This window comes from Streptomyces sp. BK208 (assembly GCF_004364245.1).
In the GTDB taxonomy this organism is placed as follows: Bacteria; Actinomycetota; Actinomycetes; order Streptomycetales; family Streptomycetaceae; genus Streptomyces.
The window spans coordinates 177,869-197,419 of sequence record NZ_SOAV01000012.1 but is presented as its reverse complement, the minus strand read 5'-3'; the positions used below and the strand labels follow the sequence as shown (position 1 = coordinate 197,419).

General features: G+C 71.2%; 15 protein-coding genes and 1 tRNA gene. 8 read left to right on the top strand and 8 right to left on the bottom strand.

From position 1 onward, the window contains the following. Positions 1-35: 35 nt before the first annotated feature. The 3 genes from EV562_RS27320 (at position 36) to EV562_RS27310 (ending at position 4,319) form a co-directional block, all read left to right on the top strand. A complete protein-coding gene (locus tag EV562_RS27320) occupies positions 36-2,366 on the top strand; it encodes a polysaccharide lyase 8 family protein (RefSeq protein ID WP_133889608.1) in 2,331 nt (776 codons plus the stop codon). Positions 2,367-2,520: 154 nt separating this feature from the next. Beyond that, entirely contained in the window at positions 2,521-4,104 is a 1,584-nt protein-coding gene (locus tag EV562_RS27315) for an acyl-CoA carboxylase subunit beta (RefSeq protein ID WP_133889512.1), read from the top strand. A 17-nt stretch (positions 4,105-4,121) separates the two neighbouring features. Beyond that, positions 4,122-4,319, top strand: coding sequence for an acyl-CoA carboxylase epsilon subunit (locus EV562_RS27310; protein WP_133889511.1), 198 nt, complete (start codon positions 4,122-4,124; stop codon positions 4,317-4,319). 246 nt (positions 4,320-4,565) lie between these two features. Here the strand turns inward: EV562_RS27310 and EV562_RS27305 are convergent, their stop codons facing one another. The 8 genes from EV562_RS27305 to EV562_RS27270 form a co-directional block, all read right to left on the bottom strand. Next, positions 4,566-5,147, bottom strand: a complete 582-nt coding sequence (locus tag EV562_RS27305; RefSeq protein ID WP_009314218.1) for an ATP/GTP-binding protein — start codon at positions 5,145-5,147, stop codon at positions 4,566-4,568. Beyond that, positions 5,128-5,700, bottom strand: a complete 573-nt coding sequence (locus tag EV562_RS27300) for a DUF742 domain-containing protein (RefSeq protein ID WP_076976478.1) — start codon at positions 5,698-5,700, stop codon at positions 5,128-5,130. Before EV562_RS27300 ends, EV562_RS27305 begins: the two co-directional genes overlap by 20 nt. A gap of 94 nt (positions 5,701-5,794) precedes the next feature. Then, positions 5,795-6,208, bottom strand: coding sequence for a roadblock/LC7 domain-containing protein (locus tag EV562_RS27295; protein ID WP_004983065.1), 414 nt, complete (start codon positions 6,206-6,208; stop codon positions 5,795-5,797). 10 nt (positions 6,209-6,218) lie between these two features. Next, entirely contained in the window at positions 6,219-9,533 is a 3,315-nt protein-coding gene (locus EV562_RS27290; RefSeq protein WP_133889510.1) for a nitrate- and nitrite sensing domain-containing protein, read from the bottom strand. Between the two features lie 401 nt (positions 9,534-9,934). After that, positions 9,935-10,510, bottom strand: coding sequence for an ATP/GTP-binding protein (locus tag EV562_RS27285; protein ID WP_003973455.1), 576 nt, complete (start codon positions 10,508-10,510; stop codon positions 9,935-9,937). Beyond that, positions 10,491-10,889: a DUF742 domain-containing protein gene (locus tag EV562_RS27280; RefSeq protein WP_003973454.1), complete on the bottom strand. Its 399-nt coding sequence runs from the start codon at positions 10,887-10,889 to the stop codon at positions 10,491-10,493. Before EV562_RS27280 ends, EV562_RS27285 begins: the two co-directional genes overlap by 20 nt. A gap of 111 nt (positions 10,890-11,000) precedes the next feature. After that, positions 11,001-11,414: a roadblock/LC7 domain-containing protein gene (locus EV562_RS27275; protein ID WP_003973453.1), complete on the bottom strand. Its 414-nt coding sequence runs from the start codon at positions 11,412-11,414 to the stop codon at positions 11,001-11,003. Between the two features lie 9 nt (positions 11,415-11,423). Continuing rightward, a complete protein-coding gene (locus EV562_RS27270) occupies positions 11,424-15,383 on the bottom strand; it encodes a nitrate- and nitrite sensing domain-containing protein (protein WP_133889509.1) in 3,960 nt (1,319 codons plus the stop codon). A gap of 602 nt (positions 15,384-15,985) precedes the next feature. Here EV562_RS27270 and EV562_RS27265 point away from each other — a divergent pair. The 5 genes from EV562_RS27265 (at position 15,986) to EV562_RS27245 (ending at position 19,539) form a co-directional block, all read left to right on the top strand. Then, positions 15,986-16,174: a hypothetical protein gene (locus EV562_RS27265; RefSeq protein WP_166662004.1), complete on the top strand. Its 189-nt coding sequence runs from the start codon at positions 15,986-15,988 to the stop codon at positions 16,172-16,174. Positions 16,175-16,278: 104 nt separating this feature from the next. Beyond that, positions 16,279-17,064: a fumarylacetoacetate hydrolase family protein gene (locus tag EV562_RS27260; protein WP_133889508.1), complete on the top strand. Its 786-nt coding sequence runs from the start codon at positions 16,279-16,281 to the stop codon at positions 17,062-17,064. Beyond that, a complete protein-coding gene (gene gltX / locus EV562_RS27255) occupies positions 17,057-18,541 on the top strand; it encodes a glutamate--tRNA ligase (protein WP_133889507.1) in 1,485 nt (494 codons plus the stop codon). The genes EV562_RS27260 and gltX overlap by 8 nt, the downstream gene beginning before the upstream one ends. 100 nt (positions 18,542-18,641) lie before the next feature. Beyond that, positions 18,642-19,376, top strand: a complete 735-nt coding sequence (locus EV562_RS27250) for an HAD family hydrolase (protein WP_133889506.1) — start codon at positions 18,642-18,644, stop codon at positions 19,374-19,376. A gap of 91 nt (positions 19,377-19,467) precedes the next feature. Further along, positions 19,468-19,539, top strand: a tRNA-Gln gene (locus EV562_RS27245). The last annotated feature ends 12 nt before the right edge of the window (positions 19,540-19,551 follow it).

The window sequence follows — 19,551 nt, the reverse complement described above, 5'->3', positions numbered from 1 at the left end:
CCCCCGCGGCCCCGGGCGTGATAGACGGCATGAGCATGACCCCACAGCGCCCCACCGCTCCCAGCCGCCGCGCGGTCCTGCTCGCCACCGCGGCCGCCGCCGCCCTCTCGGCCGTGCCCCGGGCCGCGGCCGCCGCGGCCGACCCCTACGACGCCCTCCGCCTGCGCTGGCTCGGCATCGCCCTCGGCAGCGGGTACGACCCGGCCGCCGAGCCGTACGCCTCCCGCCTCGCCGAGACCGGCGAACGCGCCCGCGTCCACCGCGCCACCATGGCGCCCACCCCCACCTCCCTGTGGCCCGGCCACCCCTTCGACCCGCCCGCCGGCATCACCTTCGCCTACGGCCGCCTGTGGACGATGACCGAGGCGTACGTCCAGGAGGGCACCGGCTGCACCGGCGACCCTGCCCTCCTTGCCGACATCCTGCGCGGCCTGGACCACCTCTCGGCGACCGTCTACCACCCCGGCACCACCCGCTACGGCAACTGGTGGGAGTGGCAGATCGGCAGTCCCCGCCTCCTGATGGACATCACGGCCGCCCTCCACGACCACCTCGGGGCCGAACGCGTCGCCGCCGCCTGCGCCGCCGTCGACCACTTCGTCCCCGACGCGATGCTCGGCGACTACTCCGGCACCTCCACCGGCGCCAACCGCGTCGACCTGTGCCGCTCCGTCGCCCTGCGCGGCGTCCTGGGCCGGGCCCCCGCCAAGCTCGCCCTGGCCCGCGACGCCCTCTCGCCGGTCTTCCCGTACGTCACCGAGGGCGACGGGCTCTACGCCGACGGCTCGTTCGTCCAGCACACCTGGGTCGCCTACTCGGGGACGTACGGCCAGGTCATGCTCGACGGACTGGGCAGGCTCTTCACCCTGCTGGCCGGCTCTCCGTGGGAGGTGACGGACCCGGGCAGGCAGACCGTCCTGGACAGCGTCGAGCGCGCCTACGCGCCCCTGATCCACGACGGCCTGGTCATGGACGTGGTCAACGGCCGCGCGATCAGCCGGGGTTACCTGGCAAGCGACGACCTGCACGTCATGCGCAGCGACCACTTCCACGGACAGCAGCTCATCGCCGCCATGGCGGTCCTCGCGGGCGGCGCGAGCGACGCCGAGCGCGAACGCTGGTACGCCCGGATCAAGGGCTGGATCGCGCGCGACACCGTCACGCCGCTGCTCACCGCGCCCCAGTTCCCGGTCGCCGACCTGGCCCGGCTGCACGCGATCGCCGACGCCCCCGGCGAGGCCGCGCCCGACCCCACGGGGCACCACCTCTTCGCCGCCATGGACCGCGCCGTCCACCGCCGCCCCGCCTTCACGGCGGCCCTCGCCATGGCCAGCGACCGCATCGCCCACTACGAGTGCGGCAACGGCGAGAACCCGCGCGGCTGGCACACCGGCGCGGGGATGCTCACCTGGTGGGCGAACGGGACCCCGTCCGATCAGTACACGGACTGGTTCTGGCCGACCGCCGACTGGTACCGGCTGCCCGGGACCACCGTCTCCACCAAGCGCCTCGCCGACCGGGCGGGCGGCGAATGGGGTGCGCCCAAACCCGACGTGCGCTGGGTGGGCGGCACGACCGACGGCGAGTACGCCGCCGTGGGACAGCACCTGAAGGGCCTCGGCTCGACCCTGGAGGCCCGCAAGTCCTGGTTCTTCCTGCACGACGCCGTGGTCTGCCTGGGCGCCGGCATCACGTGCTCGGACGGCGTCCCGGTGGAGACGGTGGTGGACGACCGCAACCTGGGGGAGGGCGGCACCCAGGCCCTCGTACGCGGCCGGGACTGGGCCCACCTGGAGGGCCACGGCGGCTGGATCGTGCCCGAGCGCGGCCTGCGGACGCTGCGCGAGGACCGCACCGGTGCCTGGTCCGACATCAACAGCACCAGTACCACCGAGCGCCGCACCCGGCGCCGGCAGACCCTCTGGCTCGACCACGGCACGGACCCGGCCGGCGCCGACTACGTCTACACCGTGATGCCGGGCGCCCCCCGGGGGACGGTCGCGCGTCGGGCGGCCGACCGCCGCTGGCTGGGGATCCTCGCCAACGACGGTCGGTGCCAGGCGGTGGCCGTGCCCTCCCTCGGGTTCACGGCCGCCAACTTCTGGCAGGCCGGCACCGCGGGCCCGCTCACCGCGACGGCCGGGGCGAGCGTGCTGGTCCGCCGCCGGGGCCGTACCGCTACGCTCTGCGTGAGCGAACCGCCGCGCACGGGGGAGCCCCTGGAGATCATCTGGGAGCACCCGGCGGGAGCGGTGCTACGGGCCGACGAGACGGTCGAGATCCTCCGGACGGGCCGCCGGCTGCACCTCCGCGTCACTCCAGGGGTGGTATGTACCACGCACGAATGTGAGGTGACTCTCAGCTGACGGCTTTGTGCGACCCCTACAAGGCAGAGACCCCCTGAGCAGTCGAAAAGGCTGCATGCGGTGGGGATTCTGTTCGGTGCTACCAGGAAAACGGGCCGGAGACTGTACGGAGTCGACGGCTCGCATTCCCGGGTCCGCTTCGTAGAGTCGCTACATGACCGTTTTGGATGAGGCGCCGGGTGAGCCGACGGACGCGCGCGGGCGAGTGGCCGAGCTGCACGAGATCCGTGCGCAGGCGCTGGCCGGACCGAGCGAGAAGGCGACGGCGGCGCAGCACGCCAAGGGCAAGCTGACGGCGCGTGAGCGGATCGAGCTGCTGCTGGACGCGGGCTCCTTCCGCGAGGTCGAGCAGTTGCGGCGGCACCGTGCCACCGGTTTCGGCCTGGAGGCCAAGAAGCCGCACACCGACGGCGTCATCACCGGCTGGGGCACGGTCGAGGGCCGTACGGTCTTCGTCTACGCCCACGACTTCCGGATCTTCGGCGGTGCGCTCGGCGAGGCGCACGCCACGAAGATCCACAAGATCATGGACATGGCCATCGCGGCCGGCGCCCCGCTGGTGTCGCTGAACGACGGCGCCGGCGCCCGTATCCAGGAGGGCGTGTCCGCGCTCGCCGGGTACGGCGGCATCTTCCAGCGCAACACCAAGGCGTCCGGGGTCATCCCGCAGATCAGCGTGATGCTCGGCCCGTGCGCGGGCGGCGCGGCCTACAGCCCCGCCCTCACCGACTTCGTCTTCATGGTCCGTGAGACCTCGCAGATGTTCATCACGGGCCCGGACGTGGTCAAGGCGGTCACCGGCGAGGAGATCACCCAGAACGGCCTGGGCGGCGCGGACGTGCACGCCGAGACCTCCGGCGTGTGCCACTTCGCCTACGACGACGAGGAGACCTGCCTCGCCGAGGTCCGCTACCTCCTCTCCCTCCTCCCGCAGAACAACCGGGAGAACCCGCCCCGCCACGAGTCCTCGGACCCCGCCGACCGCCGCAGCGACGTGCTCCTCGACCTGGTCCCGGCGGACGGCAACCGCCCGTACGACATGGCCAAGGTCATCGAGGAACTCGTCGACGAGGGCGAGTACCTGGAGGTCCACGAGCGCTGGGCCCGCAACATCATCTGCGCCCTCGCCCGCCTGGACGGTCAGGTCGTCGGCATCGTCGCCAACCAGCCGCAGGCCCTGGCCGGCGTCCTGGACATCGAGGCGTCCGAGAAGGCGGCGCGCTTCGTGCAGATGTGCGACGCCTTCAACATCCCGATCGTCACCCTTCTGGACGTACCCGGCTTCCTGCCCGGCGTCGACCAGGAACACGGCGGCATCATCCGCCACGGCGCCAAACTGCTGTACGCGTACTGCAACGCGACCGTGCCGCGGATCTCGCTCATCCTGCGGAAGGCGTACGGCGGTGCTTACATCGTGATGGACAGCCAGTCCATCGGCGCCGACCTCACCTACGCCTGGCCGACCAACGAGATCGCCGTCATGGGCGCCGAGGGCGCCGCCAACGTCATCTTCCGCCGGCAGATCGCCGACGCCGAGGACCCCGAGGCGATGCGGGCGCGCATGGTCAAGGAGTACAAGTCCGAGCTGATGCACCCCTACTACGCGGCCGAGCGCGGCCTGGTCGACGACGTCATCGACCCCGCCGAGACCCGTGAGGTGCTGATCAAGTCCCTGGCGATGCTCCACACCAAGCACGCCGACCTGCCCTCCCGCAAGCACGGCAACCCGCCGCAGTGACCCGAGGAGCCACCTTCATGTCCACTCCCGACATCCGCGTCGAGAAGGGCCACGCCGAGCCCGAGGAAGTCGCCGCCATCACGGCCCTCCTCCTGGCCCGTGCCGCCGCCCGCCCCGTCGAGATCGCCCCGGCCCACGGCGGCGGCCGGGCCCGCGCGGGCTGGCGCCGCCTGGAGCGCGAGCCCGGCTTCCGCGCCCCGCACAGCTGGCGCTGACCCGAGCAACAAGAAAGGCCCCTCCACTCGGAGGGGCCTCTCTTGTCGCGCCGGGCTCGGTGAACGCCCCAGGGGCGCGGGGCCGTGTCGATACGGCTCCGCCGCGCGGGCGCGACCAGCCACGAACCACCCGCACCCGGCGACGAAACCGCCCCCGGCAGCCCAGTGGCCGCAGGGGGCGTGTCGCAACCCGGCACAGCGGAGCCTCGAGGCCCCGGCACGACGCCCGCAGGCTGGACGCAGTCCTCAGCGCAGGCGGGCCATCAGCGCGTGCTCCACGAGAGTGATCAGCGCCGACTTGGCGTCGGCCCGATGCCGCGCGTCCGTCGTGATGATCGGGGTGTCCGGGCCGATCTGCAGCGCCTCCCGGACCTCGTCCGGGTTGTACGGCTGCTGACCGTCGAAGCCGTTCAGCGCGATGACGAACGGCAGGCCGCTGTTCTCGAAGTAGTCGACGGCGGGGAAGCAGTCGGCGAGCCGCCTCGTGTCGACCAGCACGATCGCACCGATGGCGCCGCGCACCAGGTCGTCCCACATGAACCAGAACCGGTCCTGGCCCGGCGTACCGAACAGGTACAGGATCAGGTCCTGGTCGAGCGTGATGCGGCCGAAGTCCATGGCGACCGTGGTGGTCGTCTTGTCCCCCGTGTGGGTGAGGTCGTCGATACCCGCCGAAGCGGATGTCATCACGGCCTCTGTGCGCAGCGGGTTGATCTCCGAGACAGCGCCGACGAACGTGGTCTTGCCCACGCCGAAGCCGCCCGCCACCACGATCTTCGCGGAAGTGGTGGAGCGGGAAGGACCGCCGCTAGAGCTTGCGAAGTCCACTGAGCACCCTTTCGAGCAGTGTCACGTCTGGCTGGCCGCCGGCGCTCTCGTCGCCGCCGGGCTGATGGATGGCGACCAGTCCCGCCTCCGCCAAGTCGGCGACGAGGATCCTGGCCACGCCGAGAGGGATCGTCAGGAGGGCCGAGACCTCGGCCACCGACTTGATCTCCCGGCAGAGGTTGCAGATCCGCTGATGCTCGGGCAGCTGGCCCTGCATCTGGTGCGGCTGCGCGGTGGTGTGCACCAGTGCCTCGATGGCGAGCTGGTACCGGGGCCTGGTGCGGCCACCCGTCATGGCGTACGGGCGCACCAGGGGGTTGTTCGACGCCCCGGCGGGCGCCGGCTCAGGGGTGCGGCGCTGCGGCTGCACCGGCTGGATGCGCGGAGCCTGCGGCTGGTCGTACGGCGAAGGGCCGGGGCCCTGCGGCGCGTACGGCTGCCGGTGACTCGGTACGGAGGGGTAGCCGTACCCGTTCGCCGAGCCGTCGCCTTGGCCCTGTCCAGGGCCGTACGACCAGTTGCCCGATGACGGACCGCCTGGGGGTGTTGCCACGTGTTCCTCCTCCGACTGTGCCTGGCACCCATCGCTGTGGAGCCGCGTCCCGAAACTTTACGGCCACGGGACGCCAAAACGCACCGTCTGTCCTTTAGTTGAGAAGGCTCCCTTGGAGCTCCGCCCGCAGATCGGGCGTCAGGACCGTGCCGGCACGGTCCACCAGAAGGGCCATCTCGTACCCAATGAGACCGATGTCCGCCTCGGGGTGTGCGAGAACCGCGAGGGACGAGCCGTCGGAAATGGACATGATGAAGAGGAATCCACGCTCCATCTCCACAACCGTCTGGTTCACGCTGCCGCCCTCGAAGATGCGCGAGGCACCGGCGGTCAGCGAGGTCAGGCCGGAGGCGACGGCCGCGAGCTGATCGGCTCGGTCGCGAGGGAACCCTTCGGACATCGCCAGAAGGAGTCCGTCGGCGGAGACCACCACCGTGTGGGACACCCCCGGGGTGTTGTCCACGAAGTTGGTGATCAACCAGTTCAGGTTCTGCGCCGCCTGGCTCATCGGGCTCACACTAACGCTCCTGGTTGTAGGTGCTGTCAGGACCACGGTGTTCATTCCTTGTGTCCTGGCCGTTCGTTTCACTGCCTGCGTTGCGGCCTCGCTCGACGCCGCGCCTCAGGTTGCTCAGCCTGCCCCGGACGTCCTCCGGAGCGCGGGAGACCTGGGGGCCTCCCTGGGGAGTGGTCTCGGCGGCGCCTTCGACCAGGTTGGCCTTCGGCACCCGCCGCGGCAGACCCGAGGAGGTCACCCCGCCCGCCTTGGGCTTGCGCAGCGCCGAAGCCTGCTGCCAGCGGTCGTCGTTGGCCGACCGCCAGGAGTCCTCGCCGCCCGCCCCCGGTGCGGCGGCCGGCGTCTCCTGGCCCACGGGCCCCGCCTCGCCCGCGCCGCCCGCGGTGGATCCGCGGCGGGGGAGACCGGCGTCGGTCAGGTCGTGGGGGGCGGAGGGGGCCGGCCCCGGACGGTCGAAGCCTACGCGGTCCGCCTCGTTCACGTCAGCGGCCTGCGCGGATTGCGCCTGCGGGGCACCCGAGGGGTACTGGTCCGGATATCCGTTCTGGTATCCGTCCTGCTGGGGCCAGTCGTCCTGGTGGCGCCGCTGTTCGAAGGGCGAGTAGTTCCCGGACTCCGGCGCGGTGCCGTTCGGCGCGTAGTACTGCTCGTCGTACGACGCCTGCTGCGGTTCCCGGTAGGCCTGCTGCTGGTCGACGTACGCCGACTGCTGGTCGTAGGTGCCGTTCGCCGACTGCTGGTCGTACATGCCGTTGGCGGACTGCTGGTCGTAGCCGCCGTTCGCCGACCGCTGGTCGTAGGCGCCGTTCGACTGCTCCTGGTACGTGCCGTTGGACGGCTCCTGGTACCCGCCGTTCGGCTGCTGCCGGTAGCCGTCGTGGGCCTGGTCGTACCCGGGCTGCTGACCGGCGAACCGGTCCTGGAAGCCGGTGGCCTCGGTGTTCCCCTCGCCCCCGCGGTCCGCCGGACCCGGCAGCTCGGGGTGCGACTGGGCCTCCAGGGCCGCACGGCGCTCCTCGCGCATCAGCGAACGGCCGACCGGGTCCAGCTCGCGTATGTCGTCGGGGATCTCGGCGTACCGGCTGTCGTCGAAGCCCAGTTCGGCGGCGGTCCGCATCGGCTGACCGACCTGCGCGAAGCTCTCGCCGCCGAAGTTCTGCTCCGGGATGATCTGCGACACGGTGAACTCGTCACGCGGCTGCTGCTCGCCACCGCCACCGTGGGTGATGGCGTCCGGGAGCATGACCAGCGAGGTGGTGCCCGCCTGCTCGCCCGAGGGACGCAGCTGGACGCGGATGCCGTGCCGGTCGGACAGCCGGCCGACCACGAACAGGCCCATGCGCTGCGAGATCGCGGCGTCCACGGTCGGCGGGTTGGCCAGCTTGTGGTTGATGTCCGCGAAGTCCTCGGCGGTCAGGCCGATGCCCTTGTCGTGGATCTCGACCATCACGCGGCCGTCGGGCAGCCGGGTCGCGGTGACCCGGACCTTGGTCTGCGGGGAGGAGAACGTGGTGGCGTTCTCGAGCAGCTCGGCGAGCAGGTGCACGAGGTCGGTCACGGCGCGGCCGTGGATCTCGGCCTCCGGCACACCGGACAGCTCGATGCGCTCGTACTGCTCCACCTCGGAGGAGGCGGCGCGCAGCACGTCGACCAGCGGAACCGGCTGGTCCCAGCGGCGGCCGGGCTCCTCGCCGGCGAGGACCAGGAGGTTCTCGCCGTTGCGGCGCATACGGGTGGCCAGGTGGTCCAGGCGGAAGAGGTTCTCCAGCTGGTCGGGGTCGGCCTCGTTGTTCTCCAGGTCGGTGATCAGGCTCAGCTGGCCCTCGATCAGCGACTGGTTGCGGCGCGACAGGTTGGTGAAGATCGCGTTGATGTTGCCCCGCAGCAGCGCCTGCTCGGAGGCGAGCCGCACCGCCTCGCGGTGCACCTGGTCGAAGGCGCGGGCGACCTCGCCGATCTCGTCGGTCGAGGAGATCGGGATCGGCTGCACCCGGGTGTCGACCCGGCCCGGGTCGGTGCGGGAGAGCTGGTCGACCAGCATCGGCAGTCGCTGCTCGGCGATGCCGAAGGCGGCGTTGCGCAGCTGGCGCATCGAGCGGCTCATCTGGCGGGCCACCATGCCGGCCAGGATGAACGCGGCGAGCAGCGCGATCACGACCGCGGCACCCGTGATGTAGGCGTCGCGCTCGGCGTCGTCGGCGATCGCCGAGGCCTCGGACACCGCCTTGTCGGCCAGGTCCGACTCGATCTTCTGGTACGCGTCGAACTTGAGGGTGTTGACCGCCCACCAGTTCTCCGGCGTGATGCCCTGCCGGGCCAGCTCGGCCCGCGCGCTGGTGTCCGTGGACTGCAGCCCGGCCAGCTCGGAGATCATCGTCGTCGGGTTGGACGGCGGCGCCACGTAGTCCGGGTCCTTGGCCTTGGCCTCCTTGGCCATGGCCGCGCCGTCCTCCTTGAGCTTCGCCTCGGAGTCCTCGAGCTTCTGCGCGTCCGCCTCGGTACCGCCGCCGATGTACTCCTCGATCGCGATGCGCTCCAGGTAGGCGTACGAGGAGAGCGCCACGCGCTGGCTGGCCAGGTGGCTGGGCTCAGGGCCCGGCTTGACCAGCATGTGCATGCCGATCGAGCGCTCCAGGGAGAGCGCGGCCTTCGTCAGCGAGATCGCGTAGACGGTACGGCCGTAGGAGGTGATGTTGCCGGTGCCCAGACCGAGTTCGTTGGCGAACTCCATCAGGGGGTGGGCGACGCCGGTGTAGGCCTCCTCGGTCTCCACGCCCTTGAGCTTGGAGGTGTACGCGGCCGCCCGCAGCGTCTGGAGCTTGGGCTCCTGCTCGCGGAACACCTTCAGCCGGCGTTCGAGGCCCGGCTTGGCGGGCATGTTCTGGGCTGCCTGGTCGAAGGCGTCGGCCGCCTCGTCGGTGGCCTGGCGGGCCCGGATGACGGTGGCGTCCTTGTCGCCCTTGCCCTGCAGCAGCGGGGCCGCGGTGAGGTCGCGCTCGTTGTAGAGGGCGTGGGCGTAGCCGAGGGAGGCGCGCACCAGGCGCGCGGTGTTCTCGGCGTCCTGGGCGTCCTGCCAGGTGTCGATCGAGCTCTTCACCTGGAAGCCGCCCATGACCAGGCCGACCAGCACGGGGATCAGCAGGATCGCGTTCAGCCGGGTGGGCACCCGCCAGTTGCGCGGCGTGAACCGGCCACCGCTCGGCGCGGGCTCGGCCTTGGGTTCCGCAGCGGGCGTGGGGGCGGGCGCCGCTGCACGCGGCGGCGGGGTGAAGTTGCCCCGGGCCGATGGCTCGGGACTGCTCTTGCTTCGCCTCACTCGACCAACAACCTCTCGGCGGTCGGCACCTGTGTCGTGCCGCTGTGTCTCAGAACCCCGTCGTCATCAAGTACGCGCTACTGCTGAGTACGTCTTTGACCATTGGGCAGTTCTGGCATTCCAGCACGGCGACCAGCGCTCTTCCAAACAGTGGAACGCGGGGGTTACACGTGATGTAAGCCCCACGTAAAACGGTCATAAAGAGCGAGGCCCGTCAAAAGACGGGGCGTTCGTGCGCGCAGTGAGACCAGCTGACCGCGTCGCGTGTCGGCACCACCCGATTCCTCTGCCGAAACGTTATGAACAGCGGAGCCGACCGTGTCAAAGGACACAGTCGGCTCCGATCCGTCTACTACAAGTGACGTAGAAACCCGCCGACTTGGCTGCGACGGTCGGCGGGCCTACCGCAGGCGGGCCATCAGCGCGTGCTCGACCAGCGTGATCAGTGCGGACTTGGCGTCGGCGCGGTGCCGGGCGTCGGTCGTGATGATCGGAGTGTCCGGGCCGATCTGCAGCGCCTCGCGTACCTCGTCCGGAGAGTACGGCTGCTGACCGTCGAAGCCGTTGAGGGCGACGACGAACGGCAGGCCGCTGTTCTCGAAGTAGTCCACCGCGGGGAAGCAGTCGGCCAGCCGGCGGGTGTCGCACAGCACGACCGCGCCGATGGCGCCGCGCACCAGGTCGTCCCACATGAACCAGAACCGGTCCTGGCCCGGCGTACCGAACAGGTACAGGATCAGGTCCTGGTCGAGCGTGATGCGGCCGAAGTCCATGGCGACCGTCGTGGTCGTCTTGTCCCCGGCGTGCGTGAGGTCGTCGATCCCGGCGCTCGCCGAGGTCATCACGGCCTCGGTGCGCAGGGGGTTGATCTCGGAGACGGCTCCCACGAACGTGGTCTTGCCGACGCCGAAGCCGCCGGCGACCACGATCTTCGCGGAGGTGGTCGCCCGCCCTCCGTCAGAGCTTTCGAAGTCCACTGAGCACCCTTTCGAGCAGTGTCACGTCAGGCGCACCGCCGTTGTTCTCGTCGCCGCCGGGCTGGTGGATGGCGACGAGTCCGGCCTCCGCGAGGTCCGCGACCAGGATCCGGGCCACACCGAGCGGCATCGCCAGCAGGGCCGACACCTCGGCCACCGATTTCACCTCGCGGCACAGATGGCAGATCCGCTGGTGCTCGGGGAGCAGTCCCATGAGCGCTGCCGGGTCGGCCGTCGTGCTGATCAGCGCCTCGATGGCGAGCTGGTAGCGCGGCCTGGTCCGGCCGCCGGTCATCGCATAAGGACGTACCAGCGGCTGGTCGCCCTCGTCCTCGTACGGCTCCGCGTACGGATCATGAGAGGCGGTGGGCGGGGTCATGAATCCTCCGGGCGGGACAGCAAGTCGGTCAGTCAAGCCGTCTGACGAGGCCGGTGGGGGGATTGTGGCGGCCGGACGGTGATTTGGTAACACGGGTGGTGCCGGGGCCGATCAGTGGAGCAGACTGCCTTGTAGTTCGGCGCGCAGGTCCGGTGTGAGCACCGCGCCCGCGCGGTCGACCAGGAGCGCCATCTCGTAGCCGACGAGGCCGATGTCGCACTCAGGGTGCGCGAGAACGGCCAGGGACGAGCCGTCCGAGACGGACATGAGGAAGAGGAATCCCCGCTCCATCTCCACGACCGTCTGCGCCACATTGCCGCCCTCGAAGATCCGGGACGCCCCGGCGGTCAGCGAGGTCAGCCCCGAGGCCACGGCCGCGAGCTGGTCGGCGCGGTCGCGAGGGAAGCCCTCCGACATCGCCAGGAGGAGTCCGTCGGCGGACACGACGACGGTGTGGGACACCCCCGGGGTGTTGTCCACGAAATTCGTGATCAACCAGTTGAGGTTCTGTGCCGCCTGGCTCATCGGGCTCAACTAACGCTCCTGCTGGTGAGTGGGCCGCGGGTAGCTGCCGGTCTGGTTGGTACCGGCCTGACGGCCCTGTGCGATTCCCCGACGGAGATTGGTCAGCCGGCCGCGCACGTCGTCGGGCGCACGCGAAACCGCCGGACCGCTCTGGTGCGACTGCTGCTGAGCCGTCCCCGGGACGAGGTTGGCCCGGGGGACCCGGCGCGGGAGGCCGGAGGTGGTGACCCCGCCCGCGGCCGGCTGCCTGACGCGCTCCGCCTGCCGGACGAGGTCGTCGTTCGGCGAGCTGCGCCAGGCCGAGGTGGCCGGCCGCTGGGGGGCCGCCGGGGTCTGGGGCTGGGCGGCCTGCGGCTCCGGGGTCGCGGCCGGGGCGGCCTGGGGCGCCCTCGTCTCGCGGTCCCCGTGGAACCAGTTGGTCTCCAGCGTGTCGTACAGCGGCGTACGTCCGTCACCGGGACCGGAGGCCGGGGGCAGGGCCCAACCGTCTTCGGGTCGCTGCGGGGGAGTGCCGCCCGTGTTCCGGCCCGCCGGCTCCTGCGCGGCCGGCCGCTGCGGGGCCGGTGGACGCGGAGCGCCGAAGTCGTTGCCGCCCTGCGCACCGCCCACGTGGGGCCGCTCGAACTGCCCGGTGACCGCCGGGTTCTGACGGGCCGGCAGGTCCTGCTGCCCGGCCGAGCCGTTGTCGTGGCCCTGGGTACCGGCGAACCGGTCGGCCGGGGACGGGCCGTTCGGCGCCGCCGGGGCGGGCTGCCCGCCGAAGACGTCCGAGCGGACGAAGGGGCCGCCGCCCTGCTGCGGGGCGGCGGGCTCGGGCCGCGCGAACCGGTCGTCGTGCGGGGCGTCCGCACCGAACCGGCCCTGGTCGTACTGGCCCTGGTCGTACTGGCCCTGACCCTGGTCGTACTGACCCTGCCCGTACTGGTTCTCGTACGGGGCCTGGCCCTCGAACCGGTTCTGGCCGGGCTGGGCGAACCGGCCCGTCTCCTGCGGCTCGCCGCGCCGGGGTGCCGGGGCGTCGAAGTCGGGGCGGGCGAACTCGGCCGTGGCGGCGGGGGACTGGGGCTCGCCGAACCGGGGCACCGCGGGCATCTCCGCGGTCGAGCCCGGGCCCTGCCGGTCGTCGGGGCGCGGGGTCCGGTCGGTGCGGGAGCTGTCCGGCTCGTCGTGTCCGCGCGGGGCGTCCAGCGAGGCCCGCGACACGGGCGGCTGCGCGTTCTCGTCGCTCCAGCTGGGCACCCGCGGCTGCGGGTTGCCGCCGGGCAGCTCGGCCCGCGGACCGCCGCGCGGCGGCAGCTGCGGACGACGGCCCTGCTCGGCGTCGCCGTTGGTCCCGCGCCTGCCGCGCTGCGGGGGCGCCGCGGGGGTGCGCGGGCCGCCGAACATGTCCTGGCCCTGCGGGGCGTTGTTCGCCGGTGCGTTGCCCTGCGGCGCGTTCATGCCCGCGGCCTGCAGGCCCTGCGGGGCACCGGGCGCCTGACCGGCGCCGGCGCCGGCACCGGCTCCGGCGGGAGCCGGGCGGTTCTGCTGACCCGGGGCCGCCGGGGCCTGGGGCCCGCGCGGGCCACCCGGCGCACCCGGACGGCCGCCCGCGTCGCGTCCGGGGAGTGCGGCCCGCGGTCCCTGACCGGTACCGAGCCGTCCCCCGGGGGAGCCGGCGCCGAGGGCACCGCCACCGCCCCCGCCGAAGGCGCCACCGCCACCGAGGGCACCGCCGCCCTGACCGCCACGGCGGGCCGCGGCGACACCGGCGGCGGCCTGGGCGGCGGCCGGACCGCCGTTGCCCGAGGCGGGCTGACCCGGCTTGGGCTGCGGCTTGCGGCCGCCCTGTGCGACGTCGACGGGCAGCATGACCAGCGCGGTCGTACCGCCGGAGTCGGACGGACGCAGCTGGATGCGGATGCCGTGACGCTGCGAGAGGCGGCCGACCACGAACAGACCCATGCGGCGGGAGACGGAGACGTCCACGGTGGGCGGCGAGGCGAGCCGCTCGTTGATCGCGGCCAGGTCCTCGGGCGACAGGCCGATGCCGGTGTCGTGGATCTCGATCAGCACGCGGCCGTCGGGCAGCGCGTGACCGGTGACCTTGACCTTGGTCTGCGGCGAGGAGAACGAGGTCGCGTTCTCGAGCAGCTCGGCGAGCAGGTGCACGAGGTCGTTGACCACACGGCCGGCGACCTCGGTGCTCGGCACCGAGGCCAGCTCGATGCGCTCGTACTGCTCCACCTCGGAGGCGGCGGCACGGAGCACGTCGACCAGCGGCACCGGACGCGTCCAGCGGCGGCCGGGCTCCTCACCGGCGAGGACGAGGAGGTTCTCACCGTTACGGCGCATGCGCGTGGCGAGGTGGTCGAGCTTGAACAGCGAGGACAGCTGGTCCGGGTCGGCCTCGCGGGACTCCAGTTCGGAGATGAGCGAGAGCTGACGCTGGATGAGGCCCTGGGAACGGCGCGAGAGGTTGGTGAACATCGCGTTGACGTTGCCCCGCAGCAGGGCCTGCTCGGCGGCGAGGCGGACCGCCTCGCGGTGCACGTCGTCGAAGGCCGCGGCCACTCGGCCGATCTCGTCCCGGGAGTGCACACCGACGGACTCCACCGACGTGTCGACGTCCTGCGGGTCGGTCTCGGAGAGCTGCTTGACCAGCTCGGGCAGGCGGTCCTGGGCGACCTTGGTCGCGGTGTCCTCCAGGCGGCGCAGCGAGCGGATCATGGACCGGGCCACGACGAACGCGCCGACCAGGGAGACGCCGAGCACGAGCAGGATGAGGACACCGGAGATGATGGCCTCTTGCTCGGACTCGTTGCGCAGCTCTCGGGCCTGCTGCTCCATGTCCTCCAGCAGCTTCAGCTCGATGTTCTTCATCTGCTGGATCTTGGTGGAGCTGTCGTCCAGCCAGTCCTGGTAGGACCGGACCTTCAGGCTCCCCAGACCGTTGGTCTTGCTGAGGGCGCGGCCCGCGTACTGGTCGGACGCCTCGATCACCGGGTTGCCCTCGGTGATCGGCTTGAGCAGGTCCTCCGCGCCGTCGCCGTAGATGCTGCTGAAGCTGCGGATCTCGGACGTCTGGCTCTGCAGCGCGGACTGGGCGTACAGCCGGTCGTTCTCGGCGAGGTCGCCCTTGTCCGTGGTGTTCGCGGGGAGCGCCGCGGCGAGGACCGCGCGCTGGATGGACGCGTACTCCTTGGCCGAGGAGAAGGCCGACAGGGCGCGCGTGCGCTGGATCATGTCCGAGTTGCTGGTCGCCTCCGCCATGTCCTGCGAGAGGTCGAGCAGGTGGGTGATCAGGCGGTGGTAGGACTCGACCGTCTGGGTCGAGTTGTCCTTCGCCGTGTACGCCGTGCTGCGGATCTTGGTCAGGTCGTTCAGGTCGCTCGCGATGCCGACGAGGCTGTCCCGGACGCCGACGAGCTTGCCGTCCTTGCTCGCCGCGTCGATCTGCTCGGACTTGTCGAGGAAGTTCTTCAGGGCCCGGTCGGTCTGCTCACGGTCGCCCTTGACGGCGATGGCGCTGGACTTCGAGCCGTGGGCCAGGGGGCCGGCGGACTGGTCGCGCTCCTCCTGGAGGGCGTGCGCCAGCTCGGTGGCCTGCTTGGTCATCTCGGTCAGCAGCTTCATGTTCTCGAGCTGCTGGATGTCGTCGACCGACTGGTTGATACGCAGGGCGCCCAGCGAGGTGGCCGCGACCACCGGAAGCGCCAGCAGCGAGACCAGACGCGTGGAGATCCGCCAGTTGCGCAGGGCTATTCGCGGGCCGGGGCCGGTCGAACCGGCGGTCGGCCGGGCGGGCGGCTGCTGGCCGGGAGCGGACGAGCCCGCCGCCTGACCGGCGCGCTCCCCGCCGTCGCCGGGCTGGGTCTGGCCCGGGTTCTGGGCGTGCTGGGGCGAGGAGCTGACGGCCTTGGGGCCAGTCCCGCCCTGCGGCTCCGGCTCCGCCGAAGCGCTGCCATCCCTCTTGAAACGTCCCTGCACTAGCGTCGCAACCTCTGGACCAGGCGCCCTTCCGCGTGAACGGTCGGACACGGTGTCGGCGTCATCGGGGCGCCCTGAATACGCCCCTGTGTTGGTCGTGAGTGACCGGCGCTGGTTCCCCCTTCTCGCCGCCGCTCGGCGCTGGTGTGCGCCCCCTGCGCGCCGGCTCGATCCTGCGGCGGTCCGTGGAATTCCAGCACAGTGCAGGATCTCCAACAAGGCCCGTGGGGCAGGCCGTGAGATACGTGACACCACGTGAGGGCCGAGTCACCAGACGTAGAAGATGATCACCCGCAAACCGGACGAAAGCGGTCGAGTCGCCGAGGTGGAAGAGGTGTCCCAGTCGACATGATCAGCAGCGGAATGATGGCTTCGGGTGGGCAATGTCGGATTGGTCGGAGTCGCCAGGGCGTCGCAATTGACCTGTTTGCCCCTTGATAAGTGAGCAAACTCACACGCTGGGGACCGGCTCCCCCGCGGTCGGCGGGGAATCACATGTTTAGCCTGACGCTTTACAGAGAAGGCAAAACCGACAACCCGCGCCCTCGCAGGGGCTTTTCCACGCCCTCGGGCGCCCGGACACGACAGGGCCTCGTTCAACCGTGAAGACGACGATGATGTTCCACAAGATCGCCAACCCGCGCCGCACCACGCTGGCTCACCTCGAGGGCACCGGCGACCTGCAGACGCCGGAGCAGCCGGAGCACGCCGTCGAGCTCCCCACCCAGACCGCCAACCCCCGCCGCACGATCCTCATGGAAGCCCCGGTCGCCGCGTCGGTCGCAGAGTAGTACGACACAGGGCCGCCCTTCTCCCGGCGGCCCCTCGGCCTCTTCCCCCGCGTTAGCCTGGAGCGTCAGACTCCAGCCAGCTCAGTCAAGGGGCCAAGCAACCCGTGCGCATCGCCAGGTTCTCCATCGACGGCAACGTCGCCTTCGGCGCGGTCGAGGGCGACCAGCCGGACCAGCTCGTCCTCGACATCATCAAGGGCATCCCGTTCGCGGACTTCGAGCTCTCCGGCACCAAGGTGCCCCTGAGCAAGGTGCGGCTCCTGCCGCCGGTACTCCCCAACAAGGTCGTCGCCTTCGGGCGCAACTACGCCGAGCACGCCCGTGAACTCGGCAACGAGGTGCCCGACGCCCCGTTCGCCTTCTTCAAGCCGTCCACCTCGGTGATCGGCCCCGGCGACGCCATCCAGTACCCCTCCTTCTCCGAGGAACTGCACCACGAGGCCGAACTCGCCGTCGTCATCGGCCGCATGTGCCGCGAGGTCCCGCGCGACCGCGTCCAGGACGTGATCTTCGGCTACACCTGCGCCAACGACGTCACCGCCCGCGACGTGCAGCGCCGCGAGAAGCAGTGGGCCAGGGCCAAGGGCTTCGACTCCTCGTGCCCGCTGGGCCCCTGGGTGGAGACGGACCTCGACATCGCGGCCGCGTCCGACCTGACGATCCAGCTCACGGTCAACGGCGGCCAGCGCCAGCTCGGCCGTACCAGCGAGATGATCCACTCCATCGAGGATCTGATCGTCAACATCTCCGAGGCGATGACGCTGCTTCCCGGTGACGTGATCCTCACGGGCACCCCGGCCGGCGTCGGCCCCCTCAACGTCGGCGACGAGGTCGCCGTCACCATCGAAGGCATCGGCACTCTCACCAACAAGGTTGTCAAGCGTGGCTAGCGCATCCGGCTCCCCCGTACGCGTCCGATTCTGTCCGTCCCCCACCGGCAACCCCCACGTGGGCCTGGTCCGCACCGCCCTGTTCAACTGGGCCTTCGCGCGCCACCACCAGGGCACGCTGGTCTTCCGCATCGAGGACACCGACGCGGCCCGCGACTCCGAGGAGTCGTACGACCAGCTCCTCGACTCGATGCGCTGGCTGGGCTTCGACTGGGACGAGGGCCCCGAGGTCGGCGGCCCGCACGCGCCGTACCGCCAGTCGCAGCGCATGGACCTCTACAAGGACGTCGCCCGCAAGCTGCTCGACGCCGGACACGCCTACCACTGCTACTGCTCCCAGGAGGAGCTGGACAGCCGTCGCGAGGCCGCCCGTGCCGCCGGCAAGCCGTCCGGCTACGACGGCCACTGCCGCGACCTGAGCGCCGCGCGGGTCGAGGAGTACCGGGCCCAGGGCCGCGAGCCGATCGTCCGCTTCCGGATGCCCGACGAGGCGATCACCTTCACGGACCTGGTCCGCGGCGAGATCACCTACCTCCCGGAGAACGTCCCGGACTACGGCATCGTCCGTGCCAACGGCGCCCCGCTCTACACGCTGGTGAACCCGGTCGACGACGCCCTGATGGAGATCACCCACGTCCTGCGCGGCGAGGACCTGCTCTCCTCCACCCCGCGACAGATCGCCCTGTACAAGGCGCTGATCGAGCTGGGCGTCGCCAAGGAGATCCCCGCCTTCGGCCACCTGCCGTACGTCATGGGCGAGGGCAACAAGAAGCTTTCCAAGCGCGACCCGCAGTCGAGCCTCAACCTCTACCGCGAGCGCGGCTTCCTCCCCGAGGGCCTGCTGAACTACCTCTCCCTCCTCGGCTGGTCGCTCTCCGCGGACCAGGACATCTTCACGATCGAGGAGATGGTCGCCGCCTTCGACGTCTCCGACGTGCAGCCCAACCCGGCGCGCTTCGACCTGAAGAAGTGCGAGGCGATCAACGGCGACCACATCCGCCTGCTGGAGACCAAGGACTTCACCGAGCGTTGCCGCCCCTGGCTGAAGGCCCCCGCCGCCCCCTGGGCGCCCGAGGACTTCGACGAGGCCAAGTGGCAGGCGATCGCGCCGCACGCGCAGACCCGCCTGAAGGTTCTCTCCGAGATCACCGACAACGTCGACTTCCTGTTCCTGCCGGAGCCGGTCCTCGACGAGGCGAGCTGGGCCAAGGCGATGAAGGAGGGCTCGGACGCCCTCCTGGCCACGGCCCGCGAGAAGCTCGACGCGGCCGACTGGTCGTCCCCCGAGTCGCTCAAGGAGGCCGTCCTGGCCGCCGGCGAGGCCCACGGCCTCAAGCTCGGCAAGGCCCAGGCCCCCGTCCGCGTCGCCGTCACCGGCCGCACGGTCGGCCTGCCCCTCTTCGAGTCCCTCGAGGTCCTGGGCAAGGAGAAGGCGCTGGCCCGGATCGACGCGGCGCTGGCCCGGCTGGCGGCGTAACCGCCCGCACCCGCGCCCGAGGGGCGGCTCCCGGACTTCCCGGGGCCGCCCCTCGGGCGTACGGCGGACACGGCCGGCGTCCCGGCGTTACCGTCGGATCATGAGCATCCGCGCCGTGGTCTGGGACGTCGACGACACCCTCTTCGACTACACCACCGCCGACCGCGAGGGCATGCACGCCCACCTGGCCGCCGAGGGGCTGCTGGCCGGGTACGGGTCGGCCGAGGAGGCCCTCGGGCGCTGGCGGGAGATCACCGACCGGCAATGGGCGCGCTTCGCGGCGGGCGAGGTGGACTTCCTCACACAGCGGCGCGACCGCACCCGGGTCTTCCTGGGCCGCCCGGAGCTGACGGACGCCGAGGCCGACGCGTGGTTCCAGCGCTACGTCACGCACTACGAGGCCGCCTGGTCCCTCTTCCCGGACGTGATGCCCGTCCTGGACGCCCTGGCCGACAGCCACCGGCACGCCGTGCTCTCCAACTCCAGCCTCACCGTCCAGGACCGCAAGCTGCGCGTCCTCGGCGTGCACGACCGCTTCGAGGCCATCCTGTGCGCCGCCGAGCTGGGCGTCTCCAAGCCGGAGGCCGGGGCCTTCCTCGCGGCCTGCGACGCCCTCGGGCTCACCCCGGCAGAGGTCGCGTACGTCGGCGACCACCCGGAGATCGACGGGCGCGGCGCCGCCGACGCGGGGCTGCTCTCCGTCTGGATCGACCGCGGCGGCTCCTACGCGGCCGTCGACCCGCCGGCCGGACCGCGCCGTATCGCCTCGCTCTCCGAACTTCCCGCGCTGCTCGGCGCCGATACCCGTTTTGGAGCCCCGTCCACCTTCGGGTAATGTTCTTCCTGCGCCGCCGGAGAGCGGGCCCGAGGGCCGGGAACCGGAAGCGCAACGCTAGAACAAGAACCCTCCGGGGCTTGCGTTCCAGTGGCCTATGGTGTAATTGGCAGCACGACTGATTCTGGTTCAGTTAGTCTAGGTTCGAGTCCTGGTAGGCCAGCTCGCAGAGCTT